Here is a 21,512-nt window from a genome sequence, read left to right on the forward strand (position 1 = left end):
GACCATGCCAGGTTCTACCTGGGCTGCCTGTAGCGGCCTGTTTCGTTTCACCTTCTTCCTGCTGCTGGCGCTGGCGTTGCCGGCCGACGCCAACCAGCGCAACCTGCGCTTCGAGCGCCTGTCTGTTGAGGAGGGCTTGTCCCAGCACTCGGTCATGAGCATTTTGCAGGATCGCCAGGGGTTCATCTGGTTCGGCACCCAGGCCGGCCTGCATCGCTACGACGGCTACCGGATCGTCATCTACCGCAACGACGCCAACGATCCTGCCAGCATCCCCGACAATTTCATCTCGGCCTCGTACGAAGATCCGGCCGGCCGCCTGTGGTTCGGCACGAAAGGTGGGCTGGCGCGGCACGATCCGGCAACCGGCCGGTTCGAGCGGTTTGCGCTGACCCAGCAGGGCCGCACCGTCAAGCGTTCGGTGGTGGCGATCGTGCCGGGGCCCGATGGCGCGCTGTGGCTCGCGACCAATGACGGCGTGGTGCGCTTCGACCCGCACACGGGCCAGCAGCGCAACCATGTATCCGATCCGGACAACCCGGCGAGCCTGCGCGACAACCGCGTCAATGCACTCGCATTCGACGGGCGCGGGGCGCTGTGGGTTGGCACCGCCGCAGGCCTGGACCGGCTCGACCCGACGAGCGGCCAGCTCACGCGCTTCATGATGGCGCCGCCCGATGACGCCGAACGCAATGCCGTGCTGGCGCTGTCGATGGGACCGCGCCAGACGCTGTGGATCGGTACCGCGGCGGGCCTCGAGGCCTGGCGCATCGACGGCGATGTGCCGCAGCGGCGTCAGATCGGCGCGGCAGACGGCATGCGCGGCGCGCGGATCCGGACGCTGTACCACGACAGCGGTGCGCAGCTGTGGGTCGGTACCTCGGTCGATGGCCTGAAGTGGCTCGATCCGTCCAGCGGCCGGTTCACCGGCTACCGCCATCTGCCACAGGATCGGCACAGCCTGTCCGACAACATGGTCTCGGCGCTGCTGGTCGACCGCACCGGTACGCTGTGGGTCGGCACGTATTTTGGCGGGATCAACCGCACCGACCTTGCCAGCGGGGGCTTTGCGCGCTTTGGCGAAACGGAAGGGATGGGTCGCGCCAGGGTACGGGCCATTGTCGACGACCCGGCCGGGCGCCTGTGGCTGGGCACCAGCGGCGATGGCCTGATGCTGCTCGATCCGGCCACGCGCACGACCCGGCGCTTCGGCACCGATGCGTTCACGGGCAAGGTCGTCACTGCGCTGGCGCAGGCCGGGGGGCGGCTCTGGATCGGCACCCCCACCGGCCTGGCGTGGCGCGACGCGCGCGGGCGCATGGGGCATGTCGAATTGGGCCAGAGTCCGGGTGCCAATCATATACAGGCGCTGCGCGAGGGCCGCGACGGCACGCTGTGGGTCATGACGCGCGATGGGCTGTCCGCAGTCGCGCCGGGCGCCACCACCGTGCGCAACTGGCGCAATGTGCCGGGTGATGCCACGAGCCTGGGCGACAACTATGGCTTTGCCCTGGTCGAAGACCGGCGCGGCGTGCTGTGGATCGGTACCGAATCGGGCCTGGAGCGCTTTGACCCCGCCAGCGGCACCTTCAGCCGCTTTCGCCATGACCCGCACGATGGCGCGAGCCTGCGCCACAGCCGTGTGTATCATCTGCTCGAGTCCAAGGACGGCCACCTGTGGGTCGGCACCGCAGGGGGCCTGCACCGGATGGTGCAGGCTGGCGGCCGCACGTCGTTTCGCTACTACCCGTTCAGCAGCCAGGATGCGCAGTCGATCGGCGCGATCCTCGAAGACGACGCTGGCATTATCTGGGCCAGCACGACCGCCGGCATCACGCGCGTCGATCCGGTCACCGGCCAGACCAAGAGTTATAACGCCAAGGATGGCTTGATCGACGGTGCCTATTTCGTCGGCGCCGGCCGGCGCGGTGCCGACGGGCGGCTGCACTTTGGCGGCGTGAGCGGCGTCACATCATTCAACCCGGCCGACGTGCATGACAATCCGTTCCCGCCAACAGTTGCCATCACCGACCTGCAGGTATTGAACCGCTCGCGCGGCATCCACAACCTGGCGGCGCAACGGGCAATCACGCTGTCGCACCGCGACACCGTGATCTCGCTCGAGTTCGCGGCGCTGCACTACGCCGACCCGATGGGCAATCTGTACGCTTACCAGCTTGAAGGCTTCGACGCCAACTGGGTCAATACCGGCGCGGGGCGGCGCTTTGCCACCTATACCAATCTCGATCCCGGCCATTACGTGTTCCGGGTCCGGGCCAGCAACAAGGATGGCGTCTGGAGCAAGGATGCGGCCACGCTCGCGATAACCGTCACGCCGCCATACTGGAAAACATGGTGGTTCCGTACGCTGGCCGCGGCGCTCGTGGTGACGCTGTCGTACCTCGCCTACCGGCTGCGCATCGGCGCGCTCGTGACGCGCCAGGGCTTGCTCGCGCGCGAAGTCGACGCCCGCACCGGCGAGCTGCTGCTGCAGAAGGAAGCGGCTGAACGGGGCAAGCGCGAGGTCGAACGGCAGAAAGAATCGGTCGAGCGTGCACACCGCAACATCGCGCTGCTGTCGGAGATGGGACGCATGCTGACCACGAACCTCGACCACGAGGCGATCATGCTGACGCTGTACCAGCACGTCAAGGCACTGATGGATGCACCGCTGTTTGCCGTCGCGCTGCGCCAGCGCGAGCGCGGCGTGCTCGAGCTGCCGTTCGCAATGGCGTTCGGCCGGCGCGAGACCCCGCGCGAGCTGGCCTTCGATCCGGCCGGGCACCTGCTGGCGCGCTGCGTGAACGAGAACCGCGCATTTTTGCTGGCCGACGTCGACGCCGAACTGCGGGCCTGCCTGCCCGACGCGCCTGACCTGGCCGCTGCGGTGGCGCTGGCCGCACCGGCGGCTGCACTCCCGATGCCGGGCTCGCTGCTATGCGTGCCGGTGACGGCGGGCGAGCGCGTGCTGGGCGCACTGACGGTGCAAAGCCTGGAAGCAAGCGCCTACGGCCAGGTCCACCTCGACATGCTCGGTACACTGGCGGCCTATGTCGGCGTGGCCATGGACAATGCCGAAGCCTACGCGCGCCTGAAGGAAACCCAGGTGCAACTGGCGGCGCAGGAGCGGCTGGCGTCACTCGGTTCGCTCGTGGCCGGCGTGGCGCACGAACTCAATACGCCGATCGGCAACAGCCTTCTCATGGCCAGCACGCTGCAGGAACGCACGCATGCGGTGGCGGCGCAGTTCGAGGCCACCACGCTCAAGCGGTCCGACCTGGCCGATTACATGGGCGCGGCGCGCGATGCGTCGCAGCTGATCGTGCGCAGCCTGCACAATGCGGCTGAACTGGTGAGCAGCTTCCGCCAGGTCTCGGTCGACCAGGCCAGTGCACAGCGGCGCCGCTTCGACCTGGCCCAGGCCTGCCATGAAATTGGCGCGACCCTGATGAATACAGTGCGACTGGGAGGGCATCGGCTCGACATCGACGTGCCGGCCGGGATTGTGATGGACAGTTTTCCCGGTCCGCTGGGCCAGGTGATCATCAACTTCGTCAACAACGCGATGCTGCATGCGTTCGACGGCCCGGGCGGCATCATGACGCTGACGGCGCTGGAAACCGATGGCCAGGTCGCACTCACGTTCCGCGACGATGGCCGCGGCATCGACCCGGCTTACCTGGGCCGGATCTTCGATCCGTTCTTCACGACGCGCATGGGCCAGGGCGGCACCGGTCTGGGACTGAACATCGTCTACAACATCGTCACGACGCTGATGGGCGGGACGATCCGCGTCGTGAGCCTGCCGGACGCCGGCACCGCCTTCCTGCTCGAACTGCCGCAGAAAGCGCCCGAGGCCCTGGCGCCCACCGTCAGCGCCGCTATTTAAACGACGTTGGTTGGCGTGCCGGCATGCCACGCTTCGATATTATCGACCAGCATGTCGGCCAGCGTCTGCATCGCGCCGAAGCTGGCCCACGCGATGTGCGGCGTGAGCAGAAAATGCGGCAGGCGCAGGCGCAGCAGCGGATTGTTCGAGGCGGGCGGCTCTTCGCTCAGGACATCGAAGCCGGCGGCGATGCGGCCTTCCATCAGCACATTGGCCAGCGCCGCCTCGTCGACCAGGCCGCCGCGCGCCGTGTTGATCAGGAGCGCGCCGGGCTGCATCAGAGCGAGTTCGCGCGCGCCGATCATGTGGCGCGTCGCGTCGGTCAGCGGTACGTGCAGGCTCACCACCTGCGACGTCGCCAGCAACTCGTCCAGCGGCAGTGCCGTGACGTCCGTATCGGTGATCGGCGAGCGCGAGGTGGCGACGACCTCCATGCCAAAAGCGCGCGCGATGCTGGCCACCTGCCGGCCCAGCGCGCCGTAGCCGACGATGCCCAGCCGCGTGCCGGCCAGATCGCCGATCGGGTGGTCGAGCAGGCAAAAGCGGCTCGAGGTTTCCCACTTGCCCGCCTCGACATCGGCCGCGTAGGCGCGCAGGTTGCGGCGCAGCGCCAGGATCAGCGTGAAGCAGTGCTCTGGCACCGATACCAGCGAATAATTGTGGATATTTGCCACCACGATGCCGGCCGCGCGGCAGGCTGCCAGGTCGACATTGTCGGTACCGGTCGCGGCGACGGCGACCATCTTCAGGTCGGGCAGGCGCGTGATGGCGTCGGCCCGCAACGGCACCTTGTTGGTGATGGCGACGGTGGCGCCGGCCAGGCGTGCCAGGACGTCATCGACCGCAGTGGCGGCATGGTCTTGCCAGGTATGCTCGAAGGCGGGTATGCGGACATTGGCGCGCAGGCTGTCACGGTCGAGAAAAACGATTCGCTGCATGGTGTCCTTTCGCGGTTGGCGGCTTGCAGTAATCATAACAGCCCCTGTCAGCGTGAGTTGCCGTACAGTCCGCGGCGCGCCACGGGGCTACGCTGGCAATCATCGAATTTCCCAGGGGTTGCCATGACGGACGCGCTCAAAGCCTACAAAGCCAAACGCAATTTCGATATCACGTCCGAGCCGGCCGACGGCGGGAAGGGGGGGCAGGACGTGCTCACCTTCGTGATCCAGAAGCACTGGGCCAGCCGCCTGCACTACGATTTCCGGCTCGAGCTCGACGGCACGATGAAAAGCTGGGCCGTGCCGAAAGGCCCCAGCTACGACACGCACGACAAGCGGATGGCCGTGGAGGTCGAGGACCACCCGATCTCGTACTCGGACTTCGAAGGCACGATTCCGGCCAAGCAGTACGGCGCCGGCAAGGTGATCATCTGGGACAAGGGTACCTGGGAGCCGCTGGAAGACCCGCGCGCGGGTTTTGCCAAGGGCAGCATCAAGTTCGCGCTGCACGGTCACAAGATGCATGGCCGCTGGACGCTCGTGCGGATGAAGGGCCGTGGCGAAAAGCAGCCGCCATGGCTGCTGATCAAGGAGAAAGACGATTACGCGCGTCCGGCCGAAGAATTCTCGCTGGTCGACGAACTGCCCGACAGCGTGAAGGCATTGCCGATGCCAAAGCGCGCCGCGCAAAAGGTCGAGGCGCTGCGCGAGGAAGCGAAGGCGGCGCCTGCGAAGAAGGCACCCGCCAAAAAAGCACCCGCGAAAAAAGCGGCAGCAAAAAAGGCACCGGCAAAGCGCGCGGCGACGGAAGACGCCACGTCGCCGCTCCCCGCGAAATTCTCGCCTGAACTGGCCACGCTCGTCGATGCGCCGCCGCCCGACCCCGAAAACTGGCTGTTCGAAGTCAAGTTCGACGGCTACCGCATGCTCGCGCGCATCGAGGAGGGCGCGGTGCGTCTCATCACACGCAATGCGAACGACTGGACCGACAAGCTCACGCCGCTGAGGGAAGAGCTGGAACGCATGGCGCTGCCCGACGGCTGGTACGACGGCGAAATCGTCGTGCACGACGACGCCGGCAAGCCCGACTTCGGCCTGCTGCAGGCAGCATTCGACGGCAACGGCACCGTCGACATCGATTACTTCCTGTTCGATATTCCGTACTTCGACGGCCACGACCTGCGCCAGATGCCGCTGGTCGACCGCCGCACGGTGCTCGAACAGGTGCTCAAGAAGGCCAAATCCGACAAGGTACGGTTTTCCGCCGAATTCGGTGCCAAGCCGGATGAACTGATCGTCGCGGCCTGCAAGATCGGCCTCGAAGGCGTGATCGGCAAGCGGCGCGACGCCCGCTATGTGTCGCGCCGCTCGCCCGACTGGATCAAACTGAAATGCGGCCGGCGCCAGGAATTCGTCATCGGCGGTTTCACCGACCCGAAGGGCGCGCGCACCGGCATTGGCGCGCTGCTGCTCGGGGTCCATGACGAAGACGGTGTCTTGCGCTATGCCGGTAATGTCGGCTCGGGCTTCAACCATGCCACCCTGACCAGCATCGCCGAACAACTCGAGGCGCTGCGCACCGACACGAGTCCGTTCCCGCCGCGCGCCGTGCCGGGGCGCGCACACCACTGGGTCAAGCCGGTGCTGGTAGCGGAAGTGAGTTTCTCGGACTGGACGAGCGGTGGCGCCGTGCGCCATCCGGTATTCCAGGGGCTGCGCAAGGACAAGCCGGCCAAGAACATCACCCGCGAGCAGGCGCTTCCGATAGAAGACGTCACGGATGACGAGCCGGTGGCCGCACAGGGCAAGCTGCCGGCATCGCTGAAGATCACCAACGGCGAGCGCGTGATCGACAAGGCGTCGGGCGCCACCAAGCTGGCGCTGGTGCGTTATTACGCACTGGTGGGCGACCTGATGATGGAACATCTGAAAGGCCGCCCGGTGTCGCTGGTGCGTGCGCCCGAAGGCGTGGGCGGCGAGCTGTTTTTCCAGAAGCACGTCGACGTGCGCAAGATGCCCGGCCTGCGCGACCTGGACCAGGCGCTCGACCCGGAGCACCCGCCCATGCTCGAAGTGGCCACGCCGCTGGGCATCCTGTCGTCGGCGCAGTGGAACGTGGTGGAGATCCATACCCAGAACGCGTTCAAGGGCAGTTACCAGAAACCGAACCGGATGGTGTTCGACCTCGATCCGGGCGACGGCATCAAGTGGCCCGAGATGCAGGAAGCAGCGCAGCTGATGCACGCCTTCCTGGACGAGCTGGGTTTACCGGCGTTCCTGAAAACCAGCGGCGGCAAGGGCCTGCACGTCGTGGTACCGATCAAGGGCAACCACGACTGGGACACGGTCAAACGCTTCTCGCAGGCGATCGTGCACCACATGGCACAAACGCTGCCGGAGCGCTTCGCCTTCAAGAGCGGGCCGAAAAACCGGGTCGGCAAAATCTTCATCGATTACCTGCGCAACGGGCAGGGGGCGACGACGGTGGCCGCATGGTCGGCGCGTTCGCGCCCGCGGCTGGCGATTTCGGTGCCGCTGGGCTGGGATGAGCTGGACAAGCTGACATCGAGCGACCAGTGGACCATCGCCAATGTGCACGAGCGGCTCGATGTCGGGAATACGCCGTGGCAGGACTATGCCACGGCGGCGAAGACACTGACCAAAGCGATGAAGCAGCTCGGGTTCGTGCCGTAGGGGTAGGCGAGCGCGGTGCTCTAGGCTTCGTTCCTGAAGATGCCGCGCACGTTCATGGCCAGCAGTGCGACCTGCAGCGCGATGAGCGCCCAGGCTTCGTCGTGCCAGCCCCAGATGATCCACAGCACGTTGCTGAAGATGAACGTCCAGAAACCCAGGATGCGGCGCTCGGCGCGCTTGGCGCCGACCAGATAGGCGGCAATCAGGCTGACGGCCATGGCGGGCCATTGAAGAAAGTCGATGAATCCGTCCATCCTCACGCCGCTTTCTTGCGCGCAGGCGCCCTGGTGCTGGCTTTCGCAGCTGCCTTCTTGGCTGGCGGCTTTGCGGCTGGCTTGGCCGCTGCCTTGGTGGCAGTGGCACGGGCCCCTGACGTAGCCGCCTTGCGCGCACGTGGAGGCGGCTGGTCGTCCCCGCTATCCTCGTCGTCGACCGGTTTGCGCGACTTGCGTGGCGGCGGATCGTCGTCGTCATCGTCGTCATCAAGGGCGGCCAGCGCCGCCTTGGCCGGCTTCTTGTCAAGGCTGGCCTGGAGCAGGGCAACCAGATCGATGACCTTGCCGGTGGTGCGCTTTTCCTTCTCGGGCTCGGGCTGGGTGATGGTCTTGGTCTGCTTGGCCTTGATCTTTTTCTTGACCAGGGCCAGCACGTCTTCGCGGTAGCTGTCGTGGTACTGCGCTGGCGCCCAGTCTTCGCTCATGCCCTCGACCAGGGCCATCGCCATCTTGAGTTCCTTGACGGTGACGGCAGCCGTTTTCGAATTGGGCGACGGGATCTTGAGTTCACCCGCGTCGCGCATCTCGTCCGGGTAGCGCAGCGTATTGAGCACGATCGTGTCGCCCACGCAGATCAGCGCCGCCAGATGCTGCTTGACGCGGATGACCACGTGCGCTATGCCGATCTTGCCCGCTTCGCGCAGCGTCTCGCGCAAGAGCGCATAGACTTTCGCGCCGCCCTTGCCGGGCGCCAGGTAATACGGCTGGTCGTAGTAGATCAGCGGCACATCGCCGGCATCGACGAAGGCCTGGATGTCGATCGTCTGCGTCGCTTCCGGATTGGCGCGGCGCAGGTCTTCATCCGACAGCACGACGTATTCGCCGTCTTCGTACTCGTAGCCCTTGACGATGTCGTCCCACACGACTTCCTTGCCATTGCCCTTGTTGTAGCGTTTGAACCCGACCGGCGAAAAATCACGTCGGTCGAGCATCGTCAGGTCGAGCCCCTTGGTCTCGACCGCGGGGTACATATCGACCGGAATGTGGACCAGTCCGAAACTGATCGCGCCCTTCCACATGCTGCGTGCCATTGCCTGCTCCTCGCTGTGGGTCTGTTATTCGCCGACGACGCCGGTCACCGGCAACACGATGCCCGTGATGTAGCCCGAGCACACGGGCGAGGCCAGGAACACGTAGGCCGGCGACAGTTCTTCCGGCTGGGCCGGGCGCCGGTAGTCGGTGCTGGCGCCGAACTCGGTGATGTCGTCCGGGCCCTTGTCGGCCGGGTTCAGCGGCGTCCAGACAGGACCCGGCGCCACCGCGTTCACGCGGATGCCCTGGTCGAGCAGGCTGCCGGCCAGCGACATCGTGAATGCGTGGATTGCACCCTTGGTCGACGAATAGTCGATCAGCTTGGCCGAGCCTTTCAGACCGGTGACCGAGCCCGTATTGATGATCGACGCGCCGCGCTTGAGGTGCGGCACGACGGCCTTGGCCATGTGGAAGTAGCCGAAGATATTGGTGCGGAAGGTTTCCTCGAACCGCTCCTCGGTGATATCGAGGATCGAATCGGCGTGCTCCTGGAATGCGGCGTTGTTGACCAGAACGTCCAGCCGGCCGAATTCCTTGACCACCTGCTGCACGGCGTCGTTGCAGAATGCCGGATCCTTGACGTCGCCCGCGATGGTGATGCAGCGGCGGCCTTCGGCCTCGATGCAGCGCTTGGTCTCTGCCGCATCGATGTCCTCGTTCAGATACATGACGGCGACATCGGCGCCTTCACGTGCGAACAGCACCGCCACCGCGCGCCCGATGCCCGAGTCGGCGCCGGTGACGATGGCGGCCATGCCTTCGAGCTTGCCGCTGCCCTTGTAGCCCTCGGCCATGAATTTCGGCTTGCTTTCCATGTCGGCTTCAAGGCCCGGCTTGGCCAGGTGCTGCGCCGGCATCGGCGGCGCTGGCTGGTCGACGCCGGTCTGGACTGCTTCTTTGCTCTCGGATTCGTTCTTTTTGGCGTCGCGCGCGTCCTGTTCTTCCTGGATGGCGCGCTGCTTTGCTGCCACGTCGTCTTGATGTGCCATGGTGATTCTCCCGTGAGTGTGGTTTCGTTCGCAAGAGTATTCGGCGCGCACCCTGGTACGACGGTGCGCTCCCACACACAGGACGACAATTGCTATGCTTGGCACGCCCGCTTATGGCAAACTTGCTTTGCAGCCATGCCGACAGGGCGCGGCTGGACCCATATCTGGAGAATCACCATGCATCAAGAAGACGGCGCGCGCGAAGACTTTACCTGCGTCTTCGTCAATCCCGTCGGCCAGCGCCGCGCCGATTTCCAGCACGGCTGCGACGGCATGTTTGCCAATCTGCGCGTGGCGGCAGGGGCCGAGCAGGCGCGCGCGCTGCTGGCGCGCGAACCGGCCGACCTGCTCGTGCTGGACCTGGAACGCTGCGACCTCGCCATCGACCTGGCAGCGCTGGGCGCCCTGGTCGCCGAGCGCGCCGGTGCGCCGGTGCTGGTGCTGTGTCCGTTCACGAACGCGCGCTGGCTGCCGGCGCTGATGGCGTTCGGTCCGCTCGACTACGCCATCGGCCCACTGCGCGCGCAGCAGACCCGCGCACTGCTGGCCGCGCGCATGCGCACCGGATTTGACGTCGTGGCGCCTGGCGCGCCCACGCCATCGGAAGCCGAGCTGCGCACGCTGCTGGCACTGCGTACTGTCTGTCAGCAGGCATTGACCGATGCCGATGACAGCGTGCGCTTTGCCGAGCGCCTGTGCGCGGCGCTGGCCGGCTGGCCCGGCGTCGTGCATGCGGCGCTGTTCCAGCATCGGGATGGCGACCTGCATCTCGAGGCCGAGCAGGGCGTGGACGGCCTGCACCTGTCGGCGCTGCTCGCGCACGGTGGCGGGTTGCTGCAATCGCCGCTGCGCCATGCGTTTCCCGGCCTGCTGGCGGCGGCAACAGGCGAATTCACGCTGCTCGATACACTCGACAAGGCGGGCGAGCCGGCCCTGGCGGCGCGCCTGGACACCTTTGGCGCGCGCATGGTCGTCGGCGTGCCGATCCCCGCGCCGGGACCGGGCGGGCCCATGGGCTCGCTGTGCCTGCTGTTCGGCGACGCACGGCCTTTTTCGTCAGCGCAGTTGCAGGCACTGGACGATGTCGCCGGGCTGGCCGCGCATGGCCTGCGCATGGCCGAGGTCACGCGCGAGAACGAGGCGCTGCTGGCCCGCATCACGCATCTTGCCACGACCGACGCCCTGACCGACCTGGCCAACCGCCGCCACGGCGAAGGCTTGCTGGAACAGGAAATCAAGCGCGCACGCCGCTACCGGCTGCCGCTGGCGCTGATCGTCTTCGATATCGACCGCTTCAGCCAGATCAACGACACCTTCGGCCACCCGGTCGGTGACCTGGTGCTGCGCACGGTCGCCGACACGGCAAGTGCGCTGCTGCGCGCGAGCGATGTGCTGGTGCGCTCGGGCGGCGAAGAATTCCAGGTCATCGCATCGCACACGAGCGCGATTGACGCGCTGAAGATGGCCGAGAAGCTGCGCGCGGCGATCGAGCAGGTCGAAATACCCGGGTGTGACCACGTCACGATCAGCCTCGGCGTGGCCCAGTTGGGCGAGGGCGAGAGCGGCGACTCGATGGCGGTGCGTACCCACGCCGCATTGGCGCGTGCCAAGCGCGCCGGTCGCAACTGCATCGAGCTGGCGATGTCCTGACGCGTTCGGGTGCGACGCGCACCTTTGCGGTGCGCGTCGCTTGCAAAATAGACGTCCCACACCACGTAATGACGCTGGCACGCATCGTGCTGTTTCATCAGGCATGCGCGATTGCACCCCTTCCGATCCATCCACGGTCTTCCCCGCCTGGCAAGCCAGCCTGGCGCTGGGCTTCGTGCGCGATGGCGCCACGACGCGCCTCGTGCACCGCACGCACCGCGGCCCGCTGCGTGTGCAGAAGGCGCTGTATCCGGAAGGCCCCGGCGCCTGCCACGTGATCGTCGTGCACCCGCCGGGCGGCGTGGTCGGGGGCGACCGGCTCGAGATCGACGTCGACGCCGGCCCCGCTTGCAGCGTGCTCGCCACCAGCCCCGGCGCGGCCAAGTGGTACCGCGCCAATGGTCGCGTGTCGCAGCAGGCGGTGCGCCTGCGGGTTGGCGCGGGCGCCGCCATCGAATGGCTGCCGCAGGAAACCATCTTCTATGACGCGGCCAGCGTCGACCTCGACCACGAAGTCGATCTCGCTGCCGGCAGCACCTATATCGGCAGTGAAGTGCTGTGCTTCGGCCGCGTGGCCGCCGGGGAAGCGTTCACGCGTGGACGGATCCGCCAGCGCACGCGCATTCGCCAGGAGGGCCGCCTGCTGTGGTGGGAGCAGGGCATCCTGACTCCCGATGGTATCGCCAGCCCGCTTGGCATGCGCGGCCACGCGGTGTGCGCGACCTTGCTTGCCGTCGGCCGGCCCGTGCCCGCCGCGCTGCAGGCGCACGTGCGCGCGCTCCACCCGCAACTGGCGTCGAGCCAGGTGAAGTCGGTGTTCGTCGCGCGTTATCTCGGCGACGATGGCGAAGCGGCGCGCGCCGTCATGGCAAACGTGTGGGCATTGCTGCGGCCCCATCTGCTCGAGCGCCCGGCGTGCCCGCCGCGTATCTGGCTCACCTAGACTGGCTCACTGGATACGGAACCGCCCATGGACCTGACGCCCCGCGAAAAAGACAAGCTGCTGATCTTTACTGCTGCATTGCTCGCCGAACGCCGGCGTGCGCGCGGCCTCAAACTGAATTACCCGGAAGCCGTGGCCCTGATCACGGCCGCCATCATGGAAGGCGCGCGCGATGGCCGCAGCGTGGCCGAGCTGATGAGCGAAGGCACGACGATCCTCGCGCGCGGCGACGTGATGGAGGGCGTGCCCGAGATGATCCCCGATATCCAGGTCGAGGCCACGTTCCCGGACGGGACCAAGCTCGTGACCGTCCACCATCCGATTCCCTAGCCGGAGCCCAGCGTGATCCCAGGCGAATACTTTCTTGACGACGGCGATATCGAACTCAACGTCGGTCGGCGCACGCTGACCGTGGTCGTGGCCAATGCCGGCGACCGGCCAGTGCAGGTCGGCTCGCACTACCACTTTTATGAAGTCAATCCCGCGCTGCAGTTCGAGCGTGACGCGGCGCTTGGCATGCGGCTGAACATCGCGGCCGGCACCGCAGTGCGCTTCGAGCCGGGCCAGCGCCGCACGGTCGAACTGGTCGACCTGGCGGGCGAGCGGATCGTGCATGGTTTCCAGGGCCGCGTGTCAGGACCGTTGCCAGCGTCCTTGCCTTTGACCCCAGGGGACGCATGATGGTCACGCTCAGCCGCCAGGCCTATGCCGACATGTATGGCCCGACCACGGGCGACCGCATCCGCCTGGCCGACACCGACCTCGTGATCGAAATCGAACGCGACTTCGCGACCTATGGTGAAGAGGTCAAGTTCGGCGGCGGTAAAGTGATCCGCGACGGCATGGGCCAGTCGCAGCGCCTGCGAGAGGGCGTGATGGACACCGTCATCACCAACGCCGTCATCATCGACCACTGGGGCATCGTCAAGGCGGATATCGGCATCAAGGATGGCCTGATTGCCGCCATCGGCAAGGCGGGCAACCCGGATATCCAGCCGAATGTCACGATGGCCATCGGCGGGGCCACCGAGATCATCGCCGGCGAAGGCATGATCGTTACGGCCGGCGGCGTCGACACGCACATCCACTTCATCTGCCCGCAGCAGATCGACGAAGCGCTGTACTCGGGCATCACGACGATGCTGGGCGGCGGCACCGGACCCGCCGTCGGCACGGCTGCCACGACCTGCACGCCGGGCGCCTGGCACATTCATTCGATGCTGCAGGCGGCCGACGCGTTCCCGATGAACCTGGGCTTTTTCGGCAAGGGCAACGTCAGCCAGCCCGGCCCGCTCGAAGAGCAGGTCCATGCCGGCGCCGTGGGCCTGAAGCTGCACGAGGACTGGGGCAGCACGCCGGCGGCGATCGACAACTGCCTGTCGGTGGCCGAACGGCTGGACGTGCAGGTGGCGCTGCACTCCGACACGCTCAACGAGGCGGGGTTTCTGGAGTCGACCGTGGCGGCGTTCAAGGGCCGCACGATCCACACCTTCCACACGGAGGGTGCCGGCGGTGGGCACGCGCCCGACATCATCGCGGCCGTGGGCTACGACAACGTGTTGCCGTCGTCGACCAATCCCACGCGCCCGTTCACGGTCAACACGCTCGACGAGCACCTGGACATGCTGATGGTCTGCCACCATCTCGACCCGGCGATTGCCGAAGACGTGGCGTTTGCCGAATCGCGCATCCGGCGCGAGACGATCGCCGCCGAGGACATCCTGCACGACCTGGGCGCGATCTCGATGATGTCGTCGGACTCGCAGGCGATGGGCCGCGTAGGCGAGACGATCATGCGCACCTGGCAGACGGCGCACAAGATGAAGGTGCAGCGCGGCGCTTTGGAGGGCGACTCGTCACGCAACGACAATGCCCGCGTCAAGCGCTACATCGCCAAGTACACGATCAATCCCGCCATCACGCACGGCATCGCGCACGTCGTCGGCTCGCTCGAGGTGGGCAAGATCGCCGACATCGTGCTGTGGCGCCCGGCCTTCTTTGGCGTCAAGCCGTCGATGGTGGTCAAGGGCGGCATGATCGCTGCCAGCCTGATGGGCGACCCGAATGCATCGATCCCGACGCCGCAGCCGGTGCATTACCGGCCCATGTTCGGCGCGTTTGGCGGCGGCCTGCGCAAGTCGTTCACCTTTGTGTCGCAAAGCGCGTTCGAGGCCGGCATCGCAGGCACGCTGGGACTGAGCAAAACGACGATCGCCGTGCGCGGCACCCGCGGCCTGCGCAAGCGCGACATGATCCACAACGGCGCCACGCCGCACATGGAAGTCGATCCCGAAACCTATGAAGTGCGCGCCGACGGCCGCCTGCTGGTCTGCGAAGCGGCGGGCGTGCTGCCGCTGGCGCAGCGTTACTTCCTGTTCTAGAGGCCATCCATGATTTCACTGCATACCCGCATCGCTGTTGCCGACGTCGTGCATGACACGTTGGTGCTGCCGTTCGAACAACGGGAGCGCTGCCGCCAGCGCGCGCGCCTGGCCTCGGGGGAAGAGGTCGCGCTGTTCCTCGTGCGCGGCACGGTGCTGCGCGATGGCGACCTGCTGCTGGGCGAAGGCGGGCGTGTCGTGCGCGTCGAGGCCGCGCTGGAGCCAACGTATGTCGTGCGCTGCAGCGCCCCGACGCTGCTGGCGCGCTGTGCCTTTCACCTGGGGAACCGCCATACGCAGACGCAGGTGGGGCCGGGCTGGCTGCGCATCCGTGTCGATCCGGTGTTGCGCGAGATGGTTGCGGGGCTGGGGGCTGAGGTCAGTGAAGAACTGGCGAAATTCGAGCCGGAGGCGGGCGCGTATGGCGGCGGCCACGGTCACCATCATGAGCAGGGGCCGGGCGGCTTGCTGGCGCCGGTGCCGCTGCGCCAGAAGATCCACCGGCCGTCGGACGTCACGCCGGTTGAACCGAATCTCACATGAGTGCGACATGAACGCCGCCAGCCTGCTGCACCTGCTGCAGTTTGCCAGTCCGGCCTTGCCGATCGGCGGCTACAGCTATTCGCAGGGCCTCGAGGCGGCGCTCGAAGAAGGCCTGGTCACAGATGCCGACAGCGCCCGCGCCTGGATCGTGCGCTACCTCGATGACGTCGTGGCGCGCTGGGATGCGCCCGTGTTGTGGCGCCTTCTCGGCGCGTTCGCCGCGCGCGACGCCGAAGCGACCACGCACTGGGGCGGGTGCTTCCTCGCGTCGCGCGACACGGCCGAACTGCGCGCCGAATCGGTCCAGATGGGCTATTCGCTGAGCCGCCTGATCGCGGAGCTGGGCGTGGCCGACACGCGCGCGCTGGGCGAGGACGTCACCCTGCCGCTGGCGTTTGCCTGCGCCGTCGACGGACTCGATATTCCGCACGAAGAAGCGCTGCTGGCGATGGTGTTCGCGTGGGTCGAGAACCAGGTGCTGGTGTGTGTCAAGTCGGTGCCGCTGGGGCAGGTCGCCGGCCAGCGCCTGCTGCTGTCGCTGCGGCCCGAGATCGAGCGCGCCGTTGAACTGGCGCGGCGTTTGCCGGACGACGAAATGTCGAACTGGGCGCCTGGCCTGTCGATGCTGTTGATGCGGCACGAAGTCCAGCATGGCCGCCTGTACCGGTCATGATCATTGTTGATGAAGGAAAAACCATGACAACATCCAATCCGCTGCGGGTCGGGATCGGCGGGCCGGTGGGCTCGGGCAAGACCGCGCTGTGCGAGCTGCTGTGCCGCCACATGCGTGACGACTACGACATGGCCGTGATCACCAACGATATCTACACGCGCGAAGACATGGACATCCTGCTGCGCGCCGGCGCGCTCGCACCCGAACGCCTGATGGGCGTGGAGACGGGCGGCTGCCCGCACACGGCGATCCGCGAAGACGCGTCGATCAACCTGGAAGCCATCGCGCGCCTGCAGGCCGATTTTCCCGACCTCGAACTGGTGCTGGTCGAATCGGGTGGTGACAACCTGGCCGCGACCTTCAGCCCGGAGCTATCCGACCTGACGCTGTACGTGATCGACGTCGCGGGCGGTGAGAAGATCCCACGCAAGGGCGGGCCGGGCATCACGCGCTCGGACCTCCTGATCATCAACAAGACCGATCTGGCGCCGCATGTCGGGGCGGACCTGGCGGTGATGGCGAGCGATGCACAGCGCCAGCGTGGCGAGCGGCCCTTTGTGTTTACCAATATGCGCACGGGCGAGGGCGTGCAGGAGGTGGTCGCGTTCATCCGCGAGCAGGGCTTGCTCGACGCAGTTCACCAATGACACCAGGGAGATGACCATGACGACAAGTTTGCGCGCGCTGCACCACACCATCCGCCACACCATCCGCCACCACCGGGCCCGCGCGGGCGTGGCGGTGACCGCCCTGACACTGGCGCTGCCGGCGGCCGCGCATCCCGGGCACGCGCCCGACAGCGGCTTCGTGGCCGGCCTGCTGCACCCGGTAACGGGCATCGACCATTTGCTGGCGCTGTTCGCGGTTGGCCTCTGGAGCCGCCAGCAGCACCGCTACCTGCTCGCACCGACGTTCCTCGTGATGATGGCGCTGGGCGCGGCCAGCAGCGGCGGCGTCGCGTTGCCGGCTCTCGAACTGTCGATCGCGGCGACCGTGCTGCTGCTGGGCGGGTTGGCGGCATATGCGCCGCGCCTGCAGAGGAGGATGCAGCCGCAGCTGGCGGTCCTCACCGTCGGCGCCTGCGCATTCGTGCACGGACTCGCGCACGGCAATGAACTGACCGGCATGGCCAGCGGCGCCGGCTTCATCCTGGCCAGCGCCGGGCTGATGCTGCTGGGCGCGATCCCGGGCGAGCGCCTGCGCCGGCCACTGGCTGCGGCCATCGGCGCGGCGGGCATCTGGCTGGTGGCGCTGGCCCGTTGAAGTATGCGTCCTGAGGCTCGGCCTGGGCTGGTAATCATGCTACGCTAGCGTTCTTTTCACCTCCGGCCGTCCCGGCCAGGACTTTCCATGCTTGAGTGGTTGCGCCCGTACCGGCGCGCCGCGCTGCCGGGCGATATCAGCGCCGGCATCGTGGTGGCGATGATGATGATCCCGCAGGGCATGGCCTACGCACTGGTGGCGGGCCTGCCGCCGGCGGTCGGCATCTATGCCAGCATCATCCCGCCCTTGCTGTACGCACTGTTCGGCACCAGCAGCACGCAATCGGTCGGGCCGATGGCGATCATTTCCCTGATGACGGCGTCCACGCTGGCGCCGCTGGCCACGCCCGGCACCGCGCTGTATGGCGTGCTGGCAGCGCAACTGGCCTTGCTATCCGGCCTGGTCCTGCTGCTGTGCGGGCTGCTGCGCATCGGCTTTCTCGCCAACTTCTTTTCACGGCCCGTGATGAGCGGCTTCACCATCGGCTCGGCAATCGTCATCGCATGGGGCCAGTTGCGCACGCTGGTGGGCAGCCCCATCGAGATCGGCATGACGCCACACTGGCCAAGCATCCTGCTGGGCGTGGGCTCGCTCGTGCTGCTCCTGGCCGCGCGCAGCCACCTGGCACCGCTGCTGCGCTGGCTACGCATGCCGGCAGCGGCGGCCGACGTCGGGGCCAAGCTGGCGCCGATCGCCGTCGTGCTGGGCGCGATGGCGCTCGTGCAGCAGCTGGGTCTCGTGCAGATGGGCGTGGCCACGACGGGCGCCGTGCCGACCGGTTTGCCGGGCCTGAACCTGGCGACGTCGTCGCAGCACTGGCAGGCGCTGCTCCAACCGGCGCTCTTGATCGGCTTCATGGTGTTCCTGATCAGCATGTCGGGCGCGCAGGCGCTGGCGCTCAAGCGCGGCGGCGAGAAACTGGTCAGCAACCGCGAACTGGTGGGCCTGGGCGCGGCCAACGTCGGCAGCGCGCTGACCGGCGGCTTTCCCGTCACCGGCAGTCTGTCGCGTTCGGCCGTCAATTTCGCGGCCGGCGCCAATACGCAGCTGGCCAGCATGATCACGGCCGGCCTGCTGGCGCTGGCGCTCGTGCTGCCCACCGGCTGGCTCGCACTGCTGCCGCTGCCGACACTGGCCGCAACGATCATCGTGGCCGTGCTCGGGATGCTCGACCTGTCGACGCTGCGCACCGCCTGGCGCTACGACCGCGCCGATGCGCTGGCGCTGCTGGCCACTGCCGGCGGCGTGCTGATCCTGGGTGTGGAAGCCGGGGTGCTGGTGGGCGTGGCGCTGTCGATGGTCGTGCTGATCTGGCGCGCCAGTCGGCCGCATATCGCAGTGCTGGGGCGCATCCATGGCACCGAACACTTCCGTAATGTCGAGCGCTATTCGGCCGAGACGACGCCGGGTCTGCTGATGCTGCGGGTGGATGCCGGCCTGTTCTTCGGCAATGTGGATGCGGTCAACGAGCGCATCGACGAAGAACTCGTCGCCCATGCGGGCACGCGCCATCTGGTGCTGGTGCTGTCGGCCGTGAATGCGATCGACACATCGGCGCTGTTCGGGCTCGAAGAGCTGATCAGTTCGCTACGCCAGCGCGGCGTGCTGCTGCATCTGGCGGAAGTGAAGGGGCCGGTCATGGACCGGCTCAAGGAAAGCGACTTGTTGGGCAAACTCGATGGCCAGGTGTTCCTGAGCGCTGCCATTGCGTGGGACCAGCTGGCGGGTTCACCGCCGCGGGACTGAGCCCGCGGCGTTCAGGCCCGCTTGCGCTGCGTGGCTTGCTCGTCGCGTGGCGGGGCCAGCACGATCGGCGCAGCATTCTCCGGGTACAGCGCCTGGCTGCCCACGTAGACGGCGCGGATGGCGTCCATGTCGCGCTCGACGTCGCCGGTCGGCGTCATCGTGTCGACGAGGCTCAGCTCTTTCTTGCCATAGTCAAAGCGCACCAGCACCATCGGCACATTGGCCGTGACGGCCAGGTGGTAGAAGCCGCTTTTCCAGTTGGGACGATAGGCGCGCGTGCCTTCCGGCGTGATGCCGATCCAGAACGATGGCGCGGCGAGCATGGTGTCGGCCAGCTGGCGCGTTGCGCCCATCGGCGCGCGGCGATCGACCGGGACACCGCCCCAGTGGCGCATCAGGCGCCCCATCGGGCCCCGGAACAGCGTGTCCTTGGCCAGCCACTTGAACTGCGTGCCCATGGCCCACGTGGCCAGCAGGCCGATCGGGAAATCCCAGTTCGACGTGTGCGGATAGATGACGCAGACGCCGTGCGGCCCTGGCAACGGTTTGAAGAACACCTTCCAGCCGAAACACTGCAGTACGCGCAGCGCCGCGCGCTGGCGCAGGGTGGGCAGGGCTGCAGGGCGCAGCAAGTAGTCGGTCATCGGGTCTCCGGAGGGTGGCGTCAGTCATCTGCAACGGCTGCAGTTCTTACGCTCGATAAAATCAAGCGTGCGATTCTAGCCCGGCCCGGAAGGGGTCACAAGCAAAATAGTGGTGACGGGTATGCGCTGTGGTTATCATGTCGTTGTCCGATTCACCACACGATGAATAGAAAAACACCATTGCTATGACCATGGCCATCACGATTTACCACAATGCCCGCTGCGGCACGTCGCGCAACACGCTGGCCGCCATCCGCGAAGCCGGTCATGAACCGCAGATCATCGACTACCTGGCCAACCCGCCAACACGAGACACACTGACCCGCTTGATTGCCGATGCGGGCATCACGGTGCGGGAGGCCGTGCGCAGCAAGGAAGCGGTCTTCACCGAATTGGGGCTGGACCAGCCGGGCACCAGCGACGCTGCGCTGCTGGATGCGATGGTCGCGCACCCGATCCTGATCGAGCGGCCATTTGTCGTGACACCCAACGGCGTGCGGCTATGCCGGCCGTTCACGCGCGTCAGCGAGATCCTGTAGGCGGGCTGCCCACGATCACCGGCATGTACGTGTCCAGGAATTCGGCGGGCATGCGGCGCGGTCGGCCGCTCGAGAGTTCAATGCAGACCAGGTCCCAGCGGCCGCGCAGTACCGTGGCGCCATCGCTGTCGCGCACCAGCTGGAAGCGCCGCTCCATCGACAGCTTGCCGTCGCCGCCCACCAGCCAGGTGGCCAGGCGCAGCGCTTCGCCGACGACCGTGGGCAGCAGGTAATCGTATTCGCCGCGCCGGATCGCCATCGCGCGGTCGAGGCGCCGGTAGTCGTCGAGTGACAGGCCGAGGCTGTCGGAGTGCGCCCAGCCGGCCTGCTCGCACCAGCGCACGTACACGGCATTGTTGGTGTGGTTCAGGCCATCGATGTCGCCGGCCTGCGGCGTCACCGCCAGGATGAACGGTTGCGGATAATCCCAGTCCAATGTGTTGTCTCCGTGAGCGGCAGGGGGCCGCAAGTCCCGTCATTTTACGGTAGGGCGGGATGGCGGTGGATGGCAAGCGCGCACGGCTTGTCAGCGGCTCAGTCGCGCTTGAACTGCACCCGGGTCGGGCACTCGATTGTCCCGGCGAAGCCCCCGCCACCGGCCGTGTCGAACGAGGTCGCGCCGCCAACCTGGGCGCCAAACGGGCTCGGCCTGATGCCACCACCGGTGCGGCACCAGGTGCGCCCGCCCAGGCGGAAGCGGTACACGACAACGCCGTCCGGCGCCGTATAACTTTCCGATGTCAGCGTGCGCGAGGTGTCCACGCGGGCATTGCCGACGGCCTGCGCGAAGCGCTGCCATTTGCTGTCGCCCGGGTCGAGCGGCGCCAGCTTCCCTTTGCGCAGGTCGTGGTCGACCGCGCCTGCCGTGCGCTTGCCGCGGCTGGCCAGGCTGTCGTCGCCTGGGGTGGTGGTGTCTTGTGCTGAGGCGGACGGGGTGGGGAAGGGATCTGCCGCAGGTTCGCTCGTGGCCGCAGGCGGCGCAGCGTCCGCAGGGGCTGGCGTGATCGCTTGTGGCGCCACTGTCGGCGCGACAGGAACGGCGCGCGCAGGAATTGCCTGCGTTGCGCGCGGTCGTGGTGACGCTGCGGCAGCGGGGGCAGCGGGTGCAGCGGGTGCAGTAGAAGGACGCGAAGGCGCTGGTGCCAACACCGCCACCACGATGAATTCACGGGGCGCCGACACAACCGCCGGCAGCACCCGTACGCCCGTCGCCTGCAACCACCACCAGCCCAGCAGCAGGTGCAGACCCAGCGTGACCGCAAGCGGCCAGCCGGGCGTACGGCGCGGCGTCAGGACCCCGGCAGCCAGCATGT

At 67.1% G+C, this 21,512-nt stretch carries 20 protein-coding genes; 13 read left to right on the plus strand and 7 right to left on the minus strand.

The genetic code is table 11. From position 1 onward, the window contains the following. The first annotated feature begins 4 nt into the window (after nucleotides 1-4). Nucleotides 5-3,889, plus strand: a complete 3,885-nt coding sequence (locus tag AC1MGT_RS21015) for a two-component regulator propeller domain-containing protein (protein WP_499501919.1) — start codon at nucleotides 5-7, stop codon at nucleotides 3,887-3,889. On the opposite strand, the gene AC1MGT_RS21020 is transcribed toward AC1MGT_RS21015, so the two are convergent. Continuing rightward, nucleotides 3,886-4,827 carry a D-2-hydroxyacid dehydrogenase gene (locus AC1MGT_RS21020; protein ID WP_499501920.1) on the minus strand — a complete coding sequence of 314 codons (942 nt, stop codon included), beginning with the start codon at nucleotides 4,825-4,827 and terminating at the stop codon, nucleotides 3,886-3,888. The genes AC1MGT_RS21015 and AC1MGT_RS21020 overlap by 4 nt on opposite strands. Before the next feature lie 123 nt (nucleotides 4,828-4,950). On the opposite strand from AC1MGT_RS21020, the gene ligD reads away from it, so the two are divergent. Beyond that, the gene (gene ligD, locus AC1MGT_RS21025; RefSeq protein ID WP_499501921.1) at nucleotides 4,951-7,521 is read left to right on the plus strand and encodes a DNA ligase D; all 2,571 of its coding nucleotides are present in this window, start codon (nucleotides 4,951-4,953) and stop codon (nucleotides 7,519-7,521) included. A gap of 20 nt (nucleotides 7,522-7,541) precedes the next feature. Here the strand turns inward: ligD and AC1MGT_RS21030 are convergent, their stop codons facing one another. Genes AC1MGT_RS21030 through AC1MGT_RS21040 form a run of 3 tightly spaced genes read right to left on the minus strand, consistent with a single transcriptional unit; the run spans nucleotide 7,542 to nucleotide 9,817 of the window. Further along, nucleotides 7,542-7,775: a hypothetical protein gene (locus tag AC1MGT_RS21030; protein ID WP_332532972.1), complete on the minus strand. Its 234-nt coding sequence runs from the start codon at nucleotides 7,773-7,775 to the stop codon at nucleotides 7,542-7,544. Nucleotides 7,776-7,777: 2 nt separating this feature from the next. Next, a complete protein-coding gene (gene ku, locus AC1MGT_RS21035) occupies nucleotides 7,778-8,827 on the minus strand; it encodes a non-homologous end joining protein Ku (RefSeq protein ID WP_499501922.1) in 1,050 nt (349 codons plus the stop codon). A gap of 24 nt (nucleotides 8,828-8,851) precedes the next feature. Continuing rightward, nucleotides 8,852-9,817 (minus strand): SDR family oxidoreductase, encoded by a 966-nt coding sequence (locus tag AC1MGT_RS21040; RefSeq protein WP_499501923.1) that lies wholly within the window; start codon nucleotides 9,815-9,817, stop codon nucleotides 8,852-8,854. 177 nt (nucleotides 9,818-9,994) lie between these two features. Between AC1MGT_RS21040 and AC1MGT_RS21045 the strand changes: the two genes are divergently transcribed. The 10 genes from AC1MGT_RS21045 (at nucleotide 9,995) to AC1MGT_RS21090 (ending at nucleotide 19,016) form a co-directional block, all read left to right on the plus strand. Next, on the plus strand, nucleotides 9,995-11,467 hold the full coding sequence (locus tag AC1MGT_RS21045; protein ID WP_499501924.1) for a diguanylate cyclase: 1,473 nt from the start codon (nucleotides 9,995-9,997) through the stop codon (nucleotides 11,465-11,467). Between the two features lie 103 nt (nucleotides 11,468-11,570). Beyond that, entirely contained in the window at nucleotides 11,571-12,410 is an 840-nt protein-coding gene (locus AC1MGT_RS21050) for an urease accessory protein UreD (protein WP_499501925.1), read from the plus strand. Nucleotides 12,411-12,437: 27 nt separating this feature from the next. Further along, entirely contained in the window at nucleotides 12,438-12,740 is a 303-nt protein-coding gene (locus AC1MGT_RS21055) for an urease subunit gamma (protein ID WP_183551533.1), read from the plus strand. 12 nt (nucleotides 12,741-12,752) lie between these two features. Beyond that, the gene (locus AC1MGT_RS21060; protein WP_499501926.1) at nucleotides 12,753-13,091 is read left to right on the plus strand and encodes an urease subunit beta; all 339 of its coding nucleotides are present in this window, start codon (nucleotides 12,753-12,755) and stop codon (nucleotides 13,089-13,091) included. Beyond that, nucleotides 13,091-14,791 (plus strand): urease subunit alpha, encoded by a 1,701-nt coding sequence (gene ureC, locus AC1MGT_RS21065; RefSeq protein ID WP_499504340.1) that lies wholly within the window; start codon nucleotides 13,091-13,093, stop codon nucleotides 14,789-14,791. Before AC1MGT_RS21060 ends, ureC begins: the two co-directional genes overlap by 1 nt. 9 nt (nucleotides 14,792-14,800) lie before the next feature. Then, entirely contained in the window at nucleotides 14,801-15,334 is a 534-nt protein-coding gene (gene ureE, locus AC1MGT_RS21070) for an urease accessory protein UreE (RefSeq protein ID WP_499501927.1), read from the plus strand. 7 nt (nucleotides 15,335-15,341) lie between these two features. Then, on the plus strand, nucleotides 15,342-16,007 hold the full coding sequence (locus AC1MGT_RS21075; RefSeq protein WP_499501928.1) for an urease accessory protein UreF: 666 nt from the start codon (nucleotides 15,342-15,344) through the stop codon (nucleotides 16,005-16,007). A 23-nt stretch (nucleotides 16,008-16,030) separates the two neighbouring features. Next, a complete protein-coding gene (ureG, locus tag AC1MGT_RS21080) occupies nucleotides 16,031-16,654 on the plus strand; it encodes an urease accessory protein UreG (RefSeq protein WP_499501929.1) in 624 nt (207 codons plus the stop codon). 16 nt (nucleotides 16,655-16,670) lie between these two features. Continuing rightward, nucleotides 16,671-17,270, plus strand: a complete 600-nt coding sequence (locus AC1MGT_RS21085; protein ID WP_499501930.1) for a HupE/UreJ family protein — start codon at nucleotides 16,671-16,673, stop codon at nucleotides 17,268-17,270. 87 nt (nucleotides 17,271-17,357) lie between these two features. Beyond that, on the plus strand, nucleotides 17,358-19,016 hold the full coding sequence (locus tag AC1MGT_RS21090; RefSeq protein ID WP_499501931.1) for a SulP family inorganic anion transporter: 1,659 nt from the start codon (nucleotides 17,358-17,360) through the stop codon (nucleotides 19,014-19,016). Nucleotides 19,017-19,027: 11 nt separating this feature from the next. On the opposite strand, the gene AC1MGT_RS21095 is transcribed toward AC1MGT_RS21090, so the two are convergent. Then, nucleotides 19,028-19,660, minus strand: a complete 633-nt coding sequence (locus AC1MGT_RS21095) for a 1-acyl-sn-glycerol-3-phosphate acyltransferase (RefSeq protein ID WP_499501932.1) — start codon at nucleotides 19,658-19,660, stop codon at nucleotides 19,028-19,030. Nucleotides 19,661-19,851: 191 nt separating this feature from the next. On the opposite strand from AC1MGT_RS21095, the gene arsC reads away from it, so the two are divergent. Further along, entirely contained in the window at nucleotides 19,852-20,199 is a 348-nt protein-coding gene (gene arsC / locus AC1MGT_RS21100) for an arsenate reductase (glutaredoxin) (RefSeq protein WP_499501933.1), read from the plus strand. On the opposite strand, the gene AC1MGT_RS21105 is transcribed toward arsC, so the two are convergent. After that, a complete protein-coding gene (locus tag AC1MGT_RS21105; RefSeq protein WP_499501934.1) occupies nucleotides 20,183-20,635 on the minus strand; it encodes an acyl-CoA thioesterase in 453 nt (150 codons plus the stop codon). The two genes, arsC and AC1MGT_RS21105, sit on opposite strands and share 17 nt — an antisense overlap. Nucleotides 20,636-20,733: 98 nt before the next feature. Next, on the minus strand, nucleotides 20,734-21,510 hold the full coding sequence (locus AC1MGT_RS21110) for a hypothetical protein (protein ID WP_499501935.1): 777 nt from the start codon (nucleotides 21,508-21,510) through the stop codon (nucleotides 20,734-20,736). Nucleotides 21,511-21,512 lie beyond the last annotated feature (2 nt).

The sequence above is a fragment of the Telluria sp. BA11 genome (genome assembly GCF_056680305.1).

Coding starts and splice junctions, on each gene's coding strand:
- AC1MGT_RS21015 (WP_499501919.1), top strand. CDS start 5: ATGCCAGGTTCTACCTGGGCTGCCTGTAGCGGCCTGTTTCGTTTCACC.
- AC1MGT_RS21020 (WP_499501920.1), bottom strand. CDS start 4,827: ATGCAGCGAATCGTTTTTCTCGACCGTGACAGCCTGCGCGCCAATGTC.
- ligD (WP_499501921.1), top strand. CDS start 4,951: ATGACGGACGCGCTCAAAGCCTACAAAGCCAAACGCAATTTCGATATC.
- AC1MGT_RS21030 (WP_332532972.1), bottom strand. CDS start 7,775: ATGGACGGATTCATCGACTTTCTTCAATGGCCCGCCATGGCCGTCAGC.
- ku (WP_499501922.1), bottom strand. CDS start 8,827: ATGGCACGCAGCATGTGGAAGGGCGCGATCAGTTTCGGACTGGTCCAC.
- AC1MGT_RS21040 (WP_499501923.1), bottom strand. CDS start 9,817: ATGGCACATCAAGACGACGTGGCAGCAAAGCAGCGCGCCATCCAGGAA.
- AC1MGT_RS21045 (WP_499501924.1), top strand. CDS start 9,995: ATGCATCAAGAAGACGGCGCGCGCGAAGACTTTACCTGCGTCTTCGTC.
- AC1MGT_RS21050 (WP_499501925.1), top strand. CDS start 11,571: ATGCGCGATTGCACCCCTTCCGATCCATCCACGGTCTTCCCCGCCTGG.
- AC1MGT_RS21055 (WP_183551533.1), top strand. CDS start 12,438: ATGGACCTGACGCCCCGCGAAAAAGACAAGCTGCTGATCTTTACTGCT.
- ureC (WP_499504340.1), top strand. CDS start 13,091: ATGGTCACGCTCAGCCGCCAGGCCTATGCCGACATGTATGGCCCGACC.
- ureE (WP_499501927.1), top strand. CDS start 14,801: ATGATTTCACTGCATACCCGCATCGCTGTTGCCGACGTCGTGCATGAC.
- AC1MGT_RS21075 (WP_499501928.1), top strand. CDS start 15,342: ATGAACGCCGCCAGCCTGCTGCACCTGCTGCAGTTTGCCAGTCCGGCC.
- ureG (WP_499501929.1), top strand. CDS start 16,031: ATGACAACATCCAATCCGCTGCGGGTCGGGATCGGCGGGCCGGTGGGC.
- AC1MGT_RS21085 (WP_499501930.1), top strand. CDS start 16,671: ATGACGACAAGTTTGCGCGCGCTGCACCACACCATCCGCCACACCATC.
- AC1MGT_RS21090 (WP_499501931.1), top strand. CDS start 17,358: ATGCTTGAGTGGTTGCGCCCGTACCGGCGCGCCGCGCTGCCGGGCGAT.
- AC1MGT_RS21095 (WP_499501932.1), bottom strand. CDS start 19,660: ATGACCGACTACTTGCTGCGCCCTGCAGCCCTGCCCACCCTGCGCCAG.
- arsC (WP_499501933.1), top strand. CDS start 19,852: ATGGCCATCACGATTTACCACAATGCCCGCTGCGGCACGTCGCGCAAC.
- AC1MGT_RS21110 (WP_499501935.1), bottom strand. CDS start 21,510: ATGCTGGCTGCCGGGGTCCTGACGCCGCGCCGTACGCCCGGCTGGCCG.